General features: G+C 58.4%; 17 protein-coding genes, 1 rRNA gene and 1 other RNA gene. 8 read left to right on the top strand and 11 right to left on the bottom strand.

Annotated elements, in window-relative coordinates:
- From rrf to VMV64_RS07445, 4 genes are all read left to right on the top strand, one after another.
- Nucleotides 1-78 (top strand): 5S ribosomal RNA (gene rrf / locus VMV64_RS17480); the annotation flags it as partial.
- Nucleotides 79-218: 140 nt separating this feature from the next.
- A complete protein-coding gene (locus VMV64_RS07455; protein WP_325329322.1) occupies nt 219-1196 on the top strand; it encodes a biotin--[acetyl-CoA-carboxylase] ligase in 978 nt (325 codons plus the stop codon).
- Entirely contained in the window at nt 1193-1915 is a 723-nt protein-coding gene (locus VMV64_RS07450; protein ID WP_325329321.1) for a type III pantothenate kinase, read from the top strand. Before VMV64_RS07455 ends, VMV64_RS07450 begins: the two co-directional genes overlap by 4 nt.
- 279 nt (nt 1916-2194) lie before the next feature.
- Complete coding sequence (locus VMV64_RS07445) at nt 2195-2899, top strand: SPOR domain-containing protein (RefSeq protein WP_325329320.1); 705 nt, start codon at nt 2195-2197, stop codon at nt 2897-2899.
- A 103-nt stretch (nt 2900-3002) separates the two neighbouring features.
- Here the strand turns inward: VMV64_RS07445 and VMV64_RS07440 are convergent, their stop codons facing one another.
- The 6 genes from VMV64_RS07440 to VMV64_RS07415 form a co-directional block, all read right to left on the bottom strand.
- Entirely contained in the window at nt 3003-4370 is a 1368-nt protein-coding gene (locus VMV64_RS07440) for an FAD-binding oxidoreductase (protein ID WP_325329319.1), read from the bottom strand.
- On the bottom strand, nt 4370-4861 hold the full coding sequence (rfaE2, locus tag VMV64_RS07435) for a D-glycero-beta-D-manno-heptose 1-phosphate adenylyltransferase (RefSeq protein ID WP_325329318.1): 492 nt from the start codon (nt 4859-4861) through the stop codon (nt 4370-4372). The genes VMV64_RS07440 and rfaE2 overlap by 1 nt, the downstream gene beginning before the upstream one ends.
- Nucleotides 4861-5427, bottom strand: coding sequence for a BON domain-containing protein (locus VMV64_RS07430; RefSeq protein WP_325329317.1), 567 nt, complete (start codon nt 5425-5427; stop codon nt 4861-4863). Before VMV64_RS07430 ends, rfaE2 begins: the two co-directional genes overlap by 1 nt.
- Nucleotides 5428-6018, bottom strand: a complete 591-nt coding sequence (locus VMV64_RS07425) for a phosphoheptose isomerase (RefSeq protein WP_325329316.1) — start codon at nt 6016-6018, stop codon at nt 5428-5430. It lies immediately after the preceding gene.
- Between the two features lie 183 nt (nt 6019-6201).
- Nucleotides 6202-6555 (bottom strand): YraN family protein, encoded by a 354-nt coding sequence (locus VMV64_RS07420; RefSeq protein WP_325329315.1) that lies wholly within the window; start codon nt 6553-6555, stop codon nt 6202-6204.
- Nucleotides 6539-7771: a penicillin-binding protein activator gene (locus VMV64_RS07415; RefSeq protein WP_325329314.1), complete on the bottom strand. Its 1233-nt coding sequence runs from the start codon at nt 7769-7771 to the stop codon at nt 6539-6541. Before VMV64_RS07415 ends, VMV64_RS07420 begins: the two co-directional genes overlap by 17 nt.
- Between VMV64_RS07415 and rsmI the strand changes: the two genes are divergently transcribed.
- A complete protein-coding gene (gene rsmI, locus VMV64_RS07410; RefSeq protein ID WP_325329313.1) occupies nt 7766-8641 on the top strand; it encodes a 16S rRNA (cytidine(1402)-2'-O)-methyltransferase in 876 nt (291 codons plus the stop codon). The two genes, VMV64_RS07415 and rsmI, sit on opposite strands and share 6 nt — an antisense overlap.
- Before the next feature lie 159 nt (nt 8642-8800).
- Here rsmI and VMV64_RS07405 read toward each other — a convergent pair whose 3' ends face one another.
- Nucleotides 8801-9370 (bottom strand): hypothetical protein, encoded by a 570-nt coding sequence (locus VMV64_RS07405; protein WP_325329312.1) that lies wholly within the window; start codon nt 9368-9370, stop codon nt 8801-8803.
- Nucleotides 9371-9517: 147 nt separating this feature from the next.
- Nucleotides 9518-9643 carry a DUF1456 family protein gene (locus VMV64_RS17380; RefSeq protein WP_414718858.1) on the bottom strand — a complete coding sequence of 42 codons (126 nt, stop codon included), beginning with the start codon at nt 9641-9643 and terminating at the stop codon, nt 9518-9520.
- 757 nt (nt 9644-10400) lie between these two features.
- On the opposite strand from VMV64_RS17380, the gene VMV64_RS17375 reads away from it, so the two are divergent.
- Entirely contained in the window at nt 10401-10766 is a 366-nt protein-coding gene (locus VMV64_RS17375; RefSeq protein WP_414718857.1) for an HPF/RaiA family ribosome-associated protein, read from the top strand.
- 205 nt (nt 10767-10971) lie between these two features.
- Here VMV64_RS17375 and VMV64_RS07395 read toward each other — a convergent pair whose 3' ends face one another.
- Together VMV64_RS07395 and VMV64_RS07390 are read right to left on the bottom strand one after the other, a co-directional pair.
- Nucleotides 10972-11421, bottom strand: a complete 450-nt coding sequence (locus VMV64_RS07395; protein WP_325329310.1) for a DUF302 domain-containing protein — start codon at nt 11419-11421, stop codon at nt 10972-10974.
- A gap of 164 nt (nt 11422-11585) precedes the next feature.
- Complete coding sequence (locus tag VMV64_RS07390) at nt 11586-12626, bottom strand: c-type cytochrome (protein ID WP_325329309.1); 1041 nt, start codon at nt 12624-12626, stop codon at nt 11586-11588.
- Nucleotides 12627-12725: 99 nt separating this feature from the next.
- On the opposite strand from VMV64_RS07390, the gene pyrC reads away from it, so the two are divergent.
- Nucleotides 12726-13763 carry a dihydroorotase gene (gene pyrC / locus VMV64_RS07385; protein ID WP_325329308.1) on the top strand — a complete coding sequence of 346 codons (1038 nt, stop codon included), beginning with the start codon at nt 12726-12728 and terminating at the stop codon, nt 13761-13763.
- Nucleotides 13764-13808: 45 nt separating this feature from the next.
- Here the strand turns inward: pyrC and VMV64_RS07380 are convergent, their stop codons facing one another.
- Nucleotides 13809-14855 (bottom strand): Sfum_1244 family protein, encoded by a 1047-nt coding sequence (locus VMV64_RS07380; RefSeq protein ID WP_325329307.1) that lies wholly within the window; start codon nt 14853-14855, stop codon nt 13809-13811.
- Nucleotides 14856-14934: 79 nt separating this feature from the next.
- On the opposite strand from VMV64_RS07380, the gene rnpB reads away from it, so the two are divergent.
- An RNA gene (rnpB, locus tag VMV64_RS07375) (RNase P RNA component class A) lies at nt 14935-15346 on the top strand; the annotation flags it as partial.

Below are 15346 nucleotides of genomic sequence, written 5' to 3'. Positions count from 1 at the left end.
ATCCCGAACTCAGAAGTGAAACGAACGTGCGCCGATGATAGTGTGGATTACCCATGTGAAAGTAGGTCACCGCCAGGCTCCTTATCAGACAGACCCCCTCAGCAATCGCTGCAGGGGGTTTTGTTTTTATAGAGCAAAATTCCGCAAGCTGCGGGGCGCTGTTATTCCCCCTCGGCGTATGTGCTACCATTCGACCATCCCAACCAGAATCTGCCGCTGTGAAACCCTTGACCTTTGCCGTTCTGCGCCTGCTATCCGACGGAGAATTCCATTCCGGCGAGGGAATGGCACAGCAGTTGAACGTATCCCGTGCCTCCGTCTGGCAGGCGATGCGCAACCTCGACGAGGCTGGCGTCGACCTGTTTCGTGTGCCGGGCCGCGGCTATCGTCTGCGCGAGCCTTTGCGCTGGATCGACAAGGATAAAATTCGCGCCGGGCTGGGAGATAAAGCCGGCTTCTTCGATTTGGAAATTGCCGACAGTCTGGCCTCTACCAACAGCAGGCTGCTGGAGAAGGCGGTGCAGGGTGCGCCGCACGGCAGCTGCGTGGTCACGGAGATGCAGACCGCTGGGCGCGGCCGGCGCGGTCGGGAATGGCACGCCAATCTGGGCGGCAGCCTGACGTTTTCCCTGCTGTGGCGTTTTAACCAGGGGGCGGGATTCCTTTCCGGTCTCAGCCTGGCGGTCGGTGTGGCGCTGATGCGCGCGCTGGATCAGGCCGGCGTTTCCGGCGCAGGCTTGAAATGGCCGAACGACGTGCTGCACCGGCATCGCAAGCTGGCAGGCATACTCATCGAACTGCAGGGCGATATGCTGGGGCCGAGCGCCGCGGTAATCGGCATCGGCATCAACCTCAAGCTGTCCGGCAAGGTGCTGAACCGGATCGATCAGGCGGTGGTGGATATCCACTCTATCGGTGGGGAAGTGCCAGAGCGCAATTCCTTGCTGGCTAAGATCCTGCTGCACCTGGCCGATGTCCTGAATGAGTTCGATGAGGGCGGATTTTCAAGCTTGCGCGAAGAATGGTTGAAGCACCACGCTTACCATGAAAAACAGGTTCTATTAGTGCTGCCCGACGGTAGTCAGCACGAAGGACATTTGCTGGATGTGGCCGACGATGGCGCACTGCTGGTGCGTACGGTAGCGGGGAAGCAACGCTTTACCTGCGGTGAAATCAGTTTGAGGGCAGTAGCATGATACTAGCGGTGGATGCCGGCAATACCCGGATTAAATGGGGGTTGCATGACGGGAATTCGTGGCAGGCCAAGGGTTGGGTTGCCACTGCTGACGTGGCTGGCCTGGGTGATGCATGGAAAGATCTGGCCGCGCCTGAACGAATCGTTGCATCGAATGTTGCCGGGCCTCAGGTGGCCATGCAGATAGAGGAAGTCTGCAATGGCTGGCCGGCCAGGATGCAATGGGTTGTTGCGGTCGAAAGCCAGTGCGGCGTAAGCAATGGTTATGAAATCCCCTCGCAACTGGGCAGCGACCGCTGGGCGGCATTGATCGCCGCGCGTACCATCGCGCCGGAAGGCTGTGTGGTCGTCAATGCCGGCACCGCGATGACAGTCGATGGACTGACTGCCGATGGCGTATTTTTAGGCGGGTTGATCGTCCCCGGACTGGCAACGATGCTGCGGGCGTTGGCAGAAAACACTGCTGCCATCGGGGAGGCGGGTGGTCATTACAGTGATATTCCCAGAAATACTCCCGATGCGGTTTACAGCGGCGCATTGTCCGCCATGGTGGGGGCGGTCTGGCACATGAATGCCTTGCTTGCCGGTGAGATCAAGCGGGCGCCGACCTGCCTTCTGAGTGGTGGCGATGCTCAAGTGCTTCTGCCGCTACTGTCCGGTAAGACGAGGATGGTGGATAATCTGGTGCTGGATGGGCTGCTCAGCATCGCATTAGCATGATCCTAGAAACCTCAGTTGACCGCTCGACTGGACATTTGACGCTGTGATTCTAATAAGCTTGTTCATGATTTACCGTTTCACCCGGTTGGTGAGTCCGCTACGGGGTGGATTGCACGGTTTTTGCGGCGCATGGCGGCGTTACAACTCCTTGGAATGGAACGACCATTCCGCTTCGTTGTGCCTTGCCCTGCACCCCAATTGGGGTAAGCAGGTATTTCGCCGTCAGGCGAAAACTCGCAAAAACCGCACACTCCACCCCGTCCAACTAAGGTTTCTAGGATGAAGTGGATATTCGCAATACTGCTGGTTATCAACATCTTGTTTTTTACCGTGATGCAGCTCGGCAGCAGTCAAGGCAGGGAGCCCATGCGGGGCCACGAGCCGGTCAAGGCGGAAAAAATCAAGCTATTGGCTGAGCCCCAGAAAGCGCCGGAGCTGGCGCTGCCCATGTCGGAGCCACTGGTAAAGTCAGGAGATAGCGCCCCCGGCGAAGCCAAGTCCGAGATTTGTCTCGAATGGGGCCAATTTTATGGCGACACGCTAAAGCGCGTGGCTCAGGCGCTGGAGAAGCTGCAGCTGGGCGAGAAGCTCATCCAGCGCAAAGCGGAAAAATCCGGGGGCTACTGGGTTTACGTCACGCCACGCAATACGATGCAGGAAGCGCAAAAAAAGGTGGATGAACTGAAACGGCTGGGGGTGCAGGAAAGCTACGTTGTCCGTGAGCCTTCGGAGATGCAGTATGCGATTTCCCTGGGTATTTTTTCCACCGCCGAGGCGGCTGCCAAATATCTCGACCGGCTGCGCGAGAAGGGTGTGAAATCGGCCGTTTCCGGTCCACGCACCCAGGAAATCGACGCTGCCGTATTTCAGATCAAGGATAGCGGCGAGTCCATGACCGCGCAGCTGACAAAATTGAAACTGGATTTTCCTGGCAGCGAGTTGAAGGCCGTGGAGTGCCGAAAACCGGTCAGGGTGGGACAATGATCAAGAAAGCGCTGCTGGGTTTGGCGGTGTTGCTGGGCAAGAAGGTGGTTGCCAAAATAGAGCGTAAAGTGGCAGCCAAGACTTCCGAAAAGCTCCAAAAGAGCTAAGGAAACAGCTTGCCGGGATTGAGTAGCCCGTTGGGGTCGAATACCTGCTTGATCTGTTTCATCAGTGCCATGGTTGGCGCATCAATTTCGCGCCCCACATAGGCGCGCTTTTCGCGGCCCACGCCGTGCTCCCCTGAAAGCGTGCCGCCGAGCTTCAACACCAAGTCAAAAACTTCGTCCAGACAGGCTTCTCCCCGCCGCATTTCATCGGGATCGTCCGGGTTGATCAGCAGGTTGACGTGGATGTTGCCGTTACCGGCATGGCCGAAATTCACGTTGGCCACGCGGTATTTCCGGCTCAACTCTCCCAGCCCCTGCAACAGTTCTGGCAGCTGGGATACCGGTACGACGATATCCTCGTTGATCTTCTTCGGGGCAATGTCGCGCAGCAGGGGCGAGAGGGCCTTGCGCACCGCCCACAGCCCGGCGGGATCGGCGGTGGCTTCCGCCGTAATCAGGCCGTCGTTGCTGCAGGCACGGCGGATGGCTTCTGCGCTGTCGGCAATTTCTGCGGTTCCTCCATCCACCTCGATCATCAGCATGGCGCGCGAGTTTTCCGGCAGCAGGCCAGGATGGCGGCCGCGAATCATGTCGAGCGCCGCGCTGTCGAGAAATTCCAGTGCACTGGGGATGTGCGGCTGCGCCATGATCGCGGCGACCGCCTCGGCGCAGTGGGTGATATCGGCATAGTGCGCGGTAATGCCGCCCACCGATTGCGGGAGCGGGGTGAGTTTGAGGGTGGCCTCGGTAATCACGGCAAGCGTACCTTCCGAACCGATGATCAGGCGCGTTAGATCGTAGCCGACCACGCCCTTGGTGGTGTAGCAGCCGGTTTTGATGATTTCGCCGCTGCCGGTTACCGCCTTCAGGCCCAGCACATGGTCGCGGGTGACGCCGTATTTAACGGCATGAGGGCCGGCGGCGCAGGTGGCGAGGTTGCCGCCGATGCTGCAATAAGCGCTGCTGGAAGGGTCGGGCGGCCAGAAAAAGCCGTGCTGTTTAGCTGCTTCCTGGATTTCCTGGTTGAGTACGCCGGGCTCGGCGACGATCACCCGGTTGGCAGGATCGACGCGGATGATGTTGCGCATGCGCTCCAGCGACAATACCAGGCCGCCGCTTTCGGGAATGCTGCCGCCGGCAGTGCCGGTGCCCCTGCCGCGCGGCGTGACCGGCACACCGCATTGGTTGCAAAGCAGGATGATGTCCCGCACCTGCTCGGTGTTGAGTGCAAATGCAACCGCTTCGGGCGGGAAAATCTTGCGGCTGTTGTCGTAGGCGTAGGCATAGCAGTCCACCGGATCGGTGAAAAGATTGCCCTGGCCGACAATGGCTAGAAGCCGGCTGATGAAATCGGCGGGGAGCATCAAAGACTGCGGATCTTTGCCAGGGTCGCGGTGGTGGAGCGCTCATGCAGGAACGGAATCGAATGAACTGTCCCGCCCCAGCCTTGCACTTCCCGAGCACCGACGATGTCAGATACGGCCCAGTCGCCTCCTTTCACCAGCACGTCCGGCTTGCAGGCAAGAATCAGTTTGAGCGGCGTATCCTCATCGAACCAGGTGACCAGGCTGACGCTTTCCAGCGCTGCCAGCACCGTCATGCGGTCATCCTGATTGTTGATCGGGCGCTCGTCGCCTTTACCCAAGCGCTTCACCGAAGCATCAGTGTTGACCCCGACGATCAGGCTGGCGCCCAGTGCACGCGCCTGTGCCAAATACGTGACATGGCCGCGATGGAGAATGTCAAAGCAGCCGTTGGTAAACACCAGCGGCCGCGGCAGGGCGGCAATGCGCTCAGCCAAACTGCAGGGTGTGCAAATCTTGTTCTCGAATGGCGGTGCAGCGAAAGAGATCATCAGTCGATGTATTCGAACAGCTTGACCACCTTCTGCACGCCGCTGGTGGTGCTGGCGATTTCCACGGCATTTTCCGCTTCCTTGCGAGTCACCATGCCGAGCAGATAGACCACTTTGTTTTCCGTCACCACCTTGACATGATTGGCCTGGAATTTCCCTCTGTCCACAAAGCGTACCTTGACCATGGAGGTCAGGTAGGAGTCGTTGCTGCGGGAGGTATAGGAGCTGACGCGGGCAATGACGAGTTCGTTGAGGACGTTGCTCACATTGGGAACGCCGCGGACGATATTTTCTGCTTCCTGCCTGACAGCATCGGTCGGAACCTCACCGGTCATCAGGACGGTACGGTTGTAGCTGGTGATGTTGACATGAATCGTATCCTTGAATTTTTCGTCGAGACGATTGGAAGCTTTCAGCTCGATCCCCTGATCCTCGATAAAAGTGCCGGAAGTGCGGCGATCCTCTGCCATAAGAACACCCGTTCCCGCGCCGGTTGCAACGACCGGGAAGCACCCTTGCAGGTTGATGACGGAAAAGGCCAGAGCAATCAGATAGACATAACGCATTTATTCAACTCCCAGTAAAAGACAATCAATAGCATCGCACAGGCAGTGGATGGCTGTAATATGGATTTCCTGCGTGTGCGCGGTGCGGTCGCCCGGCGCGCACAGGTGGATGTCGCCCGGCATCAGGATTTCTACCATCTGGCCGCCGCCCCTGCCGGTCAGCGCGATCACGTTCATGCCGCGGTCATGGGCAGCGTTTACTGCCTGGATCACGTTGCGGGAATTGCCGCTGGTGGAAATGGCGAGCAACAGGTCGCCGGAGTGCCCCAGGGCGCGTATCTGCTTGGAAAAAATCTGGTCGAAATCGTAGTCGTTGGCGATCGAGGTGAGGGTCGAGGCATCGGTGGTCAGCGCGATCGCGGCGAGTCCCGGGCGTTCCATCTCGAAGCGGTTGAGCATTTCCGCGGAGAAATGCTGGGCATCCGCCGCCGAGCCGCCATTGCCGCAGGCAAGAATTTTGCCGTCGGCCAGCAGGCACTGCACAACGCGCTCCGCCGCATCGGCAATCGGGGCTGCGAGAACGTCCACCGCCTGCAGCTTGAGGTGGGCGCTTTCGGTAAAGTGGTGGCTGATTCGGCTGATGAGGTCCATATTGTTTGACTTTAGAAAAGGCGGTTAGCCACGGATGAACACGGATGAACACGGATTCTGCGTGGGAGTGGTTTCACTGGTAGGGTGATTTGAAGTGTTTTCATGATTCAATATCCGAGTAAATCTGTGTCGCCTAGAGGCGCCTACTTTTGGCAATTCGGGGCTAACTTTTCAAGTTCAGAATTACTCGCCAAAGGCATTCCTGATCCACTCGATGTCATTATCCCGCAGGCCACGCAACAATACCACATCGAAGCGGCACGCGGGGGAGGTGCGCAGCCGCTGCAAATAATGCCGGGCGGCGAGCACCAGCTTGTGTTGCTTGCTGGCAGTGATGCTGGCCGCAGCCCCGCCGAATGCGTCGTTGCCGCGCAGCCGGACTTCAACGAACACCAGCGTGTTCTGTTCATTGCAGATCAGGTCGATTTCGCCGAAGCGGCAGCGGTAGTTGGTTTCGACCAGCTTCAACCCCTGCCGCTGCAGGAAGGTCGCGGCCAGTTGCTCTGCTGCGGCGCCGGTATTACCTGGGTTCGCCAAGATTGCCCGGGTCGGCGAACTCAGTCGCTACCGCTGTCCCCTGCCTGAATTGCGCGGCCGCCATTTCGCGCTGGAACTGGTGGTCGGCAAGGCTGATCTGGCCAGTCACGCCGTCCAGCACGTTGCCTTCCCCCAGTCGCGGGTTCTGCGCCATTACAGTGGCGATACGAAAGGCGTCGATGCCCAGTGCGTAAAGCCGCTCCTGCTCGATGCTGAAGTTTTCGGCGCGCGGGTACACCATTACAGCGGGATGGTCGGGCACCAGCAACCAGGGCATTTCGGCAAACAGCACGCCGTTCAGGTCGATATTCCGGCCGATTTCCTGGTTGCCGCCGAAGACCATTGAGGTGGCGTAGGTCGGGGTGTTGGCATCCAGGTAGGGGCGGATCATGCGAGCCAGATTGGCGTCGGCGGCGAGAAAGATGATGTCCGCCCGATGCTTGATGACCGTATCGTGCACTGCAGGGAATTGGGTCCGCTCGGGAGAAAAGTTGGCCTGCGCCACCAGCTTCCCGCCCAGCCCGCGCCATGCGTCGGCAAAGGCCTGCTGTACCCGTTTTGCCAGCGGCGTATTGGCGGTAACGGTCAGGGCCGTGCGCCGGCCGTCGTTAAAGGCACGGCGTGCGGCCTGGCGCGCTTCGCCCTCCGCGGTCAGGCCGAACAGGTAGAGGTTTTCAGGAAGAACCGCGTCCCCTTCCGGATAATTCAGGGCCAGGGTCGGCACCGTAACCAGACCGCTTTTCGCCAGTGCAGTGACGGCATTGCGGGTCAACGGCCCGATCACGATTTTGGCGCCGGCTTGCAATGCCTGCTGGTATGTGGACACAATATCCTCAACCTGGTCACCGGTAGGATAGACTTGCAGCGGCAGCACTGCCGGGGCCTGAATGCCGGAAGCGGCAATGGCACCCTGCCTGACCGCCTCGGCCGGTTGCCCGAACGAGGCCGACTTGAGCGGCAGCAGGAGCGCGATATGGGGTTTCTGGCCGTCTTTCGGTGGCGTTGTAAAGGCCTCCGGCGGAAGCGCCACAGCCAGCGGGAAGGTTTTTGCGACCGGTGTCTCGGCTTCCGGAGTGGATGCTGCCGGCGTCGGAGCGCTTGGCGCGGGCTTGGCGATGGGCCGGCCTTCTCTAACGGGGGCGGGTGTTGTCGAGGTGGCGCAGCCGCTATTGAATGCGGCAAACAGGATAATCAGAAAGGCGGCAAGACGTTGCATCAGGAAAATAACCAGACAGGCAAAAGCATATTATATGTAGTTGCCACACCAATTGGAAATCTGCAGGACATCACCCTGCGCGCGCTGGAAATCCTGCGCAGCGTCGACGCCATCGCCGCCGAGGACACCCGCAACACCACCCGCCTGCTCAACCACTTCGCCATCGGCGCCAAACTGATCGCAGTGCATGAGCACAACGAATACCAGGCCGCCACGCGGCTGATCGAAATGCTCCAGTCCGGCAAGTCGGTAGCGCTGGTGTCCGATGCCGGCACCCCGGCGGTGAGCGATCCCGGCGCCTACCTGGTTGCCAAGGTGCGCGAGGCCGGCCTGCGCGTCGTGCCCATCCCCGGCGCGAATGCAGCAATCGCCGCCTTTTCGGCGGCGGGGATCACCGCGCCGCATTTCCTGTTCTACGGCTTTCTGCCGCATACCGCATCGGAGCGCAAACGCGAGCTCGCCGCGCTGAAGGCGATGCCCCACACCCTGGTGTTTTACGAATCGCCCCACCGCATTCTCGCCAGCATGGCCGACCTGCGGGAAGTGCTGGGCGACGCACGCACGGTCACCATCGCGCGCGAGCTGACCAAGATTTTCGAAACCATCCATACCTGCACGCTGGAAGAGGCGCTTAGCTGGCTGGAGGCTGACCCCAACCAGCAGAAGGGCGAATTCGTCCTGCTGGTGTCGGGGGCGGAAGTGGCAAAGGAAGAGGGGGTAGGTGAGGAAGCGCAGCGCATCCTGCAACTGCTGCTGGCAGAAATGCCGCTGAAACAGGCGGTGAAGCTGGCCGCCGAGATCAGCGGCGAGAAGAAGAATGCGCTGTATGAACTGGCGTTGCAGTTGAAAAAAGGTGAGGGGGGAGGCTGATTTTGCCAGGAACGGTCATTCGACCTCCTGCAAATCCCCGCCGTGTCGTCCCAGGTCGGTGGTTTTTAAACAACCTGCTAAAAAGGGGACGTACAGCCCCATTTTCGTTTATTTTTTCAGCATGACTGGTTTCGAATGGCCTGTCTGAGCCGCCTGAGTTTACAGGTTAGGCGGTTTTGGCGAGCATCCGGGCTGGGCCTGATACTCCGGGTTATCTACGCCATTAACGGCAATCCTTGATTCCCAGGGGGAAACTGTAAAACTAATTGACCGCTTTCCGTCCTTGACCCCAAAGCCATACGAACTTGACCGTTCCATGCCGTAACGATCGGCAATCTTTTGCTGAAGCTCCTTGACGCCTTCCGCCGAAAGAAACGGGTCGAATTTCACGGTGATGCTGCTGATGCGAAAATATTTTTCGGGCCGGGCATTCAGATTGCCGGGGTCGGCAAGCAGGTAGATGATCCCTTGCGTGCCATTCCTGAATTTTACATCCCGCAAATACACCGAGGCATCCGAGCTGTTGCAAATGGGAATTTTCTTGTATCGGGCCGCTTTCCTTAATGCCTCGCCTATTTTCAACTCAGGATGGTCTGCGTCTGCTTCGCCAAGACAAACATCTCCCAGACAATATTTTTTCGATAAGCCAAAACCAAGCGGTTCACCTGCCAGGGCAGCGGTTGTCCAACTAAGGGCAAAAACAATAATGATGTATTTAAGCGGTTTCATGTTTTAGAATTTATCGATATGTCCTGATTTCCACAAACAAATTCAACCCCTATGGCGAAGAGCGAGGCTTTCAGAAAATTCCTTAGAAGCTGGCTTCCGCATGCCAGATAGTTCTTATACCCTTTCTTCCGGAAGAACACACTCAGTTCAAGGCTTGGATACCTGAAAACCCGAAAGCTCCAGAATGCCATGTAAATCCTCCTCTTTCAATTCGAAGGCAATTCTTAGTTTTTTCGATATGGTGTTATTGGTCAGACGAAAGGGGCCGGGCACGAATTAAATTCTATTTAACAGGATGTTGAAAAACGGTTTTGCTTCCCACCGGGAGGGCTAAAAAACCATTTGCGGAGGCTGTGTTGCACAAAACTTGAGCAAATTCGTAATGGTTCTTTACAAGATGGTTTGTGCGAAAGAGGTATTCCTTTCTGAGCTGCAGCACGCAATGGCGACAGACTGGATTGAAGCCTGGAACCGATACGTGCCTAGCCGCCAGCATTACCGGTTTAAAGGCAGGGAGAATTGATTGCCACCCATTACGTGAGCGGTTTGAGTTTCCCTGAGAAGAATGGTGGCACTGATGGTTGTCAATGTGCCAGAAGCAGTCGGATGGGCAGCCTAACGCCACATTTGAACGTGATGCGCCAATAGCGGCACATTCCCTGTGCTCCATCCAAATTATTAACATCGCTTGGGTCAGCTTTACATAGGAGGTTCGATATTGGGCTTTCTTTCAAAATATTCATCGCAATAAATCATCGGTCAACACCGCAAAATTTTTCAACTTAGCCTCACCGGCTCGATCATTTAGGCCGGTTTTTCCTGACGAATCGATGATGTATGTGGGCTAACGTACAGATGGCCGACAGCTTATGCGGTAATTTTATCGGGTGTCTTGTTGAACCTCCATCCGGACAAGTCCCGACATCGGGGTTGCCCGTCATGCGATCGAAGATATCAGCAGCCGGGCCTCAGAGGACTAGTTGTCAGCTTCTGGCATTGAGCAATTTCATTATCACGTAAGGAAGACGTCATGCAAATTCAAGTTAATACTGACCACAATATCGAGGGTCGAGAGGCACTGGCCAATCATGTCAGTGGCACAGTGAAGAGCGCCCTGAGCCGATTCAGCGATCACATCACGCGAGTGGCGATTCACCTGAGCGACGCGACTGGGCACAAGAGCATCAAGGATGACAAACACTGCGTTATCGAAGCCCGCCTCGAGGGCCGCCAGCCCATCGCTGCCACTCACCATGCCGAGACCTTGCATCAAGCTGTCCATGGTGCCGCTGATAAATTGGCCCGATCGATCGAGAGCACCCTCGGGCGGCTGCACGATCACAAGACTCATTCACCTGACCACGCCCTGACTGAGCCGACACTTCCGAATGCATGATGTAGGACACTACCGCTACCCTGTGCCGCAAAATCGTCAGCGCGCGAGAGCTGCAATCCGAAGTCTGCACAATGAAGGCGCCTTCTCCCGTTTACTGGTTTTACGACAATTCCGGTTCGGCACATATTGGGTCGTTTCCAGAAGTTGATGTTCGGACGCAGCCTGTCAGTCAAGACTGAACTCTTAGAACAGTCAAGCCCACTCCTTACCTCGCTTCCTGCACCTCGTTGACGATTTCCGTCAGGTCTTTTTCCCAGCGCGTGAATACGCTTTTTAGCTCGGGATCCGGGAAGAAATCGGCAAGCACGCCGGGGCGGTCGGTGACCAGGATGGTGTTATCCCGTTCGGCGAAGATCGCCACATTGAGCGGCAGGTAGGGGATCAGCTCGGGATGTTTGGCGGTGAGCTGCGCGATCTCTTCCGCTTTGCCGTAGAACACTACCTTGTAGTTGTCGGTCTGGTAGCCGATTTTCGTCAGGCCGATGTCCACGTTCTGCACATGCGTGACCTTGTAGCCCCGCGTCGTGATGGCGTTTTGCAGCGCCAGCATCGCTTCGGGGAAGGACAGGCCGGAACGGATCATCAGCAGTTGGTCGGCGCAGGCGGTAGAAACCAGGCCAAGCACTAGTAGTCCGCTCCACCAAATCGAAGACATGAAACGGCGTCTTTTTCCACCATGCGTCGTTGCATCCCCTTGCCGTATACCCCATACGGCGGCGAGTCTGCGCCTAGCCTGGCGAAAAAATCCATCCGTTTCATTTGTCCCCGTTTTGGTGGAGCGGACTACTAGGGCGGCGATCAGGAATCGTATTATCCTTTTCATATGGACGCTTCTTCCATGATCGCCAGGTAGCGCTTGGTCATTTCGTCGCAAAGGGTATTCAGCTCCGCGTTGTTGAAGATTTTGCTCAAGCGCTTGGGGTTGATGGTCATCATTTTGACTTTGCCGTTTTGCTCCACCACGGTGATGCGGCAGGGCAGGAACAGGCCGACTCTCGGGTCGGTCGCCAGCGCTGCGTTCAGCATGCTGAAGTTGCAGAAATAGATGATGTGCTGGCGCGGGTCTTCCTGGCCTGCCGGCGCCAGCCCGTGGCTGAGCGGCTGCTCGCGGATGAAGAGGAAATTGTTCGAGCTGGCCGCCCGTTTTACGTTCTCGATCGTGGTCTTGAGGTCATAGGGGGAATCCATGGTCAGCACGGCTTGTTCGGTTTCGAGCACGCCGGCGTGCCTGGGTCTGGGCGCTTTTTCGAAGCTGCGGATGAAACTGACGATGTCGTCGATATCCCTTTCTCTGAGCCCTTTTTTCAGGAAGGAAGTCATCGGGGTGCCTTCGCGCCCGTTCATCAGGGTTTTCTTGATCATGCTGTCGCTGGCGGCGGCGAGAAAGCCAGGGTTGTTCAGGGCCGGTGCCATGATCGGGAGGTCGCGCGGGCGCGAGAAGGTCACGCCGGTGCCCTTGCCGCCTTCACCGCCGGCACCGTGGCAGGCTGCACACTGTATGGCGTAGAGCGCACGGCCATGCTCGGCAATTCCCTTGACGGGCGTGGCGGAGAACTGCGGCGCCGGTACTTTGTTCCAGCTGCGGATGTGGCGGACGATAGCGTCGATGTCGGTGTCGGGCAACGCCGATGTGGGCATGACCCTGCCGGGGCGGCCAAGGCGGATGGTCTTGTGCAGATAATCGTTGCTGACGGTGGCCTGAAACGAGGGCAGCGAGAGCGGAATGCCGAGTCCTCCTCCGCCATTTTCGCCGTGGCATGCTGCACAGTTGCGGGCGTAGAGCCTGGCGCCGTCTGGAGCGGCGTGCGCTTGAAAGCTCCCCGCGAGAACAAGAAAAATCAGTGCGATGGTTCTATGCATAGGAAAAATTATAACTGAAACCGGAAAGGTCGAGTTTCCTGAAGCGTCGTATAATCTTGAAAACGGCGGTTCAATCGCTTTTTCTAGAGATATATTCAAATGGAAAAACTAACTCTTATCCGTCCCGACGACTGGCATTTGCACCTGCGCGACGGCGAACACATGCGGGCGGTGCTGCCGGACACGGCGCGCCGTTTCGGCCGCGCCATTGTGATGCCCAACCTCAGGCCGCCGACGACCACCACCGAGCTGGCGCTGGCCTATCGCGGGCGCATCCTCGCGGCCTTGCCGCAGAATGCGCGCTTCGAGCCGCTGATGACGCTCTACCTGACCGACAACACGGCGCCTGCCGAAATCGCACTAGCCAAGGCGAGCGGACTGGTGCACGGGGTCAAGCTGTATCCGGCCGGGGCTACCACCAATTCGGATTCGGGCGTAACCGATCTATTCGGCAAGTGCAGCACGGTACTGGCGGAAATGGAAAAGCAGGATTTGCCGCTGCTGGTGCATGGCGAGGTCACCGATCCCGAGGTGGACGTGTTCGACCGTGAAAAGGTGTTCATCGATCGCGTGCTGGCACCGCTGGTGCAGCGCTTTCCCGGCCTGCGCGTGGTGCTGGAGCATGTCACCACCCGTGACGGCGTGGCGTTCGTCAAGGTGGCATCGAAGCGCGTTGCCGCCACGCTCACCGCCCATCACCTGCTGATGAACCGCAATGCCATGTTCGCTGGCGGCATCCGGCCTCATCACTATTGCTTGCCGGTGCTGAAGCGCGAGGAGCATCGCCGCGCGCTGGTCGCGGCGGCGACCAGCGGCGATCCGAAGTTCTTCCTCGGCACCGATAGTGCGCCCCATGCCAAGGATGCCAAGGAAGCCGCCTGCGGCTGCGCCGGCATGTATACCGCCCATGCGGGCATCGAGCTTTATGCCGAGGTGTTCGATCAGGCGGGCGCGCTCGACAGGCTGGAAGGCTTCGCCAGCTTTTACGGCGCGGATTTTTACGGCCTGCCGCGCAATACGGACAGCGTTACGCTGGTGAAAGAAAGTTGGGATGTGCCGGCAGAAGTGAAATTTGGCGGCGATGTGTTGGTGCCGCTCCGGGCGGGGGAGAGGATAGGGTGGAGGTTGGCGGATTGATGAGAGGGCAGCGTCTTTCTCTATTAGATTAGGGCAGCCCCGCTGCTATGCCCCGCACGAAATCGGCGCCAGCTCAATAATCTGATTCGCGCAGCTGTCCGGCGCCTGCCGGTAGCTATCCAGCATCTTCCGGGCTGTTGCGGTCCAGCGATCCTTCCCTGTTTCCACCTCTTTTCCCAGTGCCGCAAGCTGGCCGTCGTCTGCCCAGCGCCGGTAGGCTTCATTCAGCTCGGGGAAGGTGGAGCGGCGCATGGCGGTGAAGTTGGCGAAGTAGAAGTGCAGGCTAGCGGTGTTGTGGCGCTCCAGCAGGCGCGGCAAGGCGACGCTGCAGTCCGCCACGTGGTCGCGCACTGCGCGCGCCACGACCTCGGCACGGGAGCCGGATACGGCGGCCAGCATGTCGTTCCAGTCCGGGCCCAGTTGCGCTCCGGCGTGGCATTCGCCGATTTCATGCAAAATCACCGATTCGGTTTCCGTGTCGGTCATCTGTTCCAGGGCGGCGGTAAAATCCTGCTCGAAGTCATAATGGCCTAGCGAGCGGGCCATGGCGCTGCCTTTCTTTTTCCAGTGCCATTCCTCGATTTTTTCCCACAGCATGCGGCGCAGCGATTCGCGCCGGACAAACACCGTGCCGCCCAGCATCATGGCGGGTGGGGCGGCAAGGTCGCGGGCATGTTCATTGTTGGCGACCAGTACCGGGAAGCCATCGCGCTGTTCGGCGCTGAGCAGGTCGGCCAGGAAAAAATGCGGTGTCGAGCGTCCGCCCACACCGCCGCTGTAAACCAGCCCGGTGGGCAGCAAGACACGGTTGATGGCATCGGTGTCGAACGGGTCTAATTCGGCATTGCCGATGGGGATGGGCGCATAAGACTGGTCTTCCAGCCCTTCCCAGCGTTGTTCGCGGCGGGCCATCCATTCGCCGAGTTCGTCCTTGGGCAGCGATGCCTGGAACGGGTAACCCTTTTCCCAGCGATACAGCTCGCGCATCTTCAGCAGGTAGGTACACAGGGTGAAGTTGCGCGCGTGCAGGGCGTCTGCGATGTCGCAGTTGTGCTGGACTGCGGTGCTCAAGGCTTGCAAGTTGTTGTCCATGGCAATTCCAATTATAGGCTGGATAATACCCTACCAAACAGCTCGGGAATTATCAAGGGTAACGTGGTATAATGATATTGAAGCTGGCTAGACAGTCGCTGCGCGCGCAAGCGCGGAGAGGAAAGTCCGGGCTCCATAGAGCAGGATGCCGGTTAACGACCGGAGGCCGTGAGGCCATGGAAAGTGCCACAGAAAATATACCGCCGATGGCCGGACTTCGCCACCCGCAAGGGTGGCAAAGTCTCTTCAAGAAGATCGGGATGCGCAAGCAGACCGTATCCGATTGAAGGTAACGGATCAGGTAAGGTTGAAATGGCGAGGTAAGAGCTCACCGCGCGCCCGGCAACGGGAGTGGCAGGGTAAACCCCATCCGGAGCAAGACCAAATAGGCAGGCGTTGAGGCGGCTCGTCGAGCCTGCGGGTAGGTTGCTTGAGTTCACGGGTAACCGTGCGCCTAGAGGAATGACTGTCCACGACAGAACCCGGCTTAT

The organism is Sulfuricella sp. (assembly GCF_035531155.1).
GTDB lineage: Bacteria > Pseudomonadota > Gammaproteobacteria > Burkholderiales > Sulfuricellaceae > Sulfuricella.
Note: the sequence above shows the minus strand (reverse complement) of the source record. Positions and strands in the feature narration are given on the sequence as shown.

What these genes read in the sequence shown, in the direction of transcription:
- VMV64_RS07450 (WP_325329321.1), top strand. Translation starts at nt 1,193, where the DNA reads ATGATACTAGCGGTGGATGCCGGCAATACCCGGATTAAATGGGGGTTG.
- VMV64_RS07445 (WP_325329320.1), top strand. Translation starts at nt 2,195, where the DNA reads ATGAAGTGGATATTCGCAATACTGCTGGTTATCAACATCTTGTTTTTT.
- VMV64_RS07440 (WP_325329319.1), bottom strand. Translation starts at nt 4,370, where the DNA reads ATGCTCCCCGCCGATTTCATCAGCCGGCTTCTAGCCATTGTCGGCCAG.
- rfaE2 (WP_325329318.1), bottom strand. Translation starts at nt 4,861, where the DNA reads ATGATCTCTTTCGCTGCACCGCCATTCGAGAACAAGATTTGCACACCC.
- VMV64_RS07430 (WP_325329317.1), bottom strand. Translation starts at nt 5,427, where the DNA reads ATGCGTTATGTCTATCTGATTGCTCTGGCCTTTTCCGTCATCAACCTG.
- VMV64_RS07425 (WP_325329316.1), bottom strand. Translation starts at nt 6,018, where the DNA reads ATGGACCTCATCAGCCGAATCAGCCACCACTTTACCGAAAGCGCCCAC.
- VMV64_RS07415 (WP_325329314.1), bottom strand. Translation starts at nt 7,771, where the DNA reads ATGCAACGTCTTGCCGCCTTTCTGATTATCCTGTTTGCCGCATTCAAT.
- VMV64_RS07405 (WP_325329312.1), bottom strand. Translation starts at nt 9,370, where the DNA reads ATGAAACCGCTTAAATACATCATTATTGTTTTTGCCCTTAGTTGGACA.
- VMV64_RS17375 (WP_414718857.1), top strand. Translation starts at nt 10,401, where the DNA reads ATGCAAATTCAAGTTAATACTGACCACAATATCGAGGGTCGAGAGGCA.
- VMV64_RS07395 (WP_325329310.1), bottom strand. Translation starts at nt 11,421, where the DNA reads ATGTCTTCGATTTGGTGGAGCGGACTACTAGTGCTTGGCCTGGTTTCT.
- VMV64_RS07390 (WP_325329309.1), bottom strand. Translation starts at nt 12,626, where the DNA reads ATGCATAGAACCATCGCACTGATTTTTCTTGTTCTCGCGGGGAGCTTT.
- pyrC (WP_325329308.1), top strand. Translation starts at nt 12,726, where the DNA reads ATGGAAAAACTAACTCTTATCCGTCCCGACGACTGGCATTTGCACCTG.
- VMV64_RS07380 (WP_325329307.1), bottom strand. Translation starts at nt 14,855, where the DNA reads ATGGACAACAACTTGCAAGCCTTGAGCACCGCAGTCCAGCACAACTGC.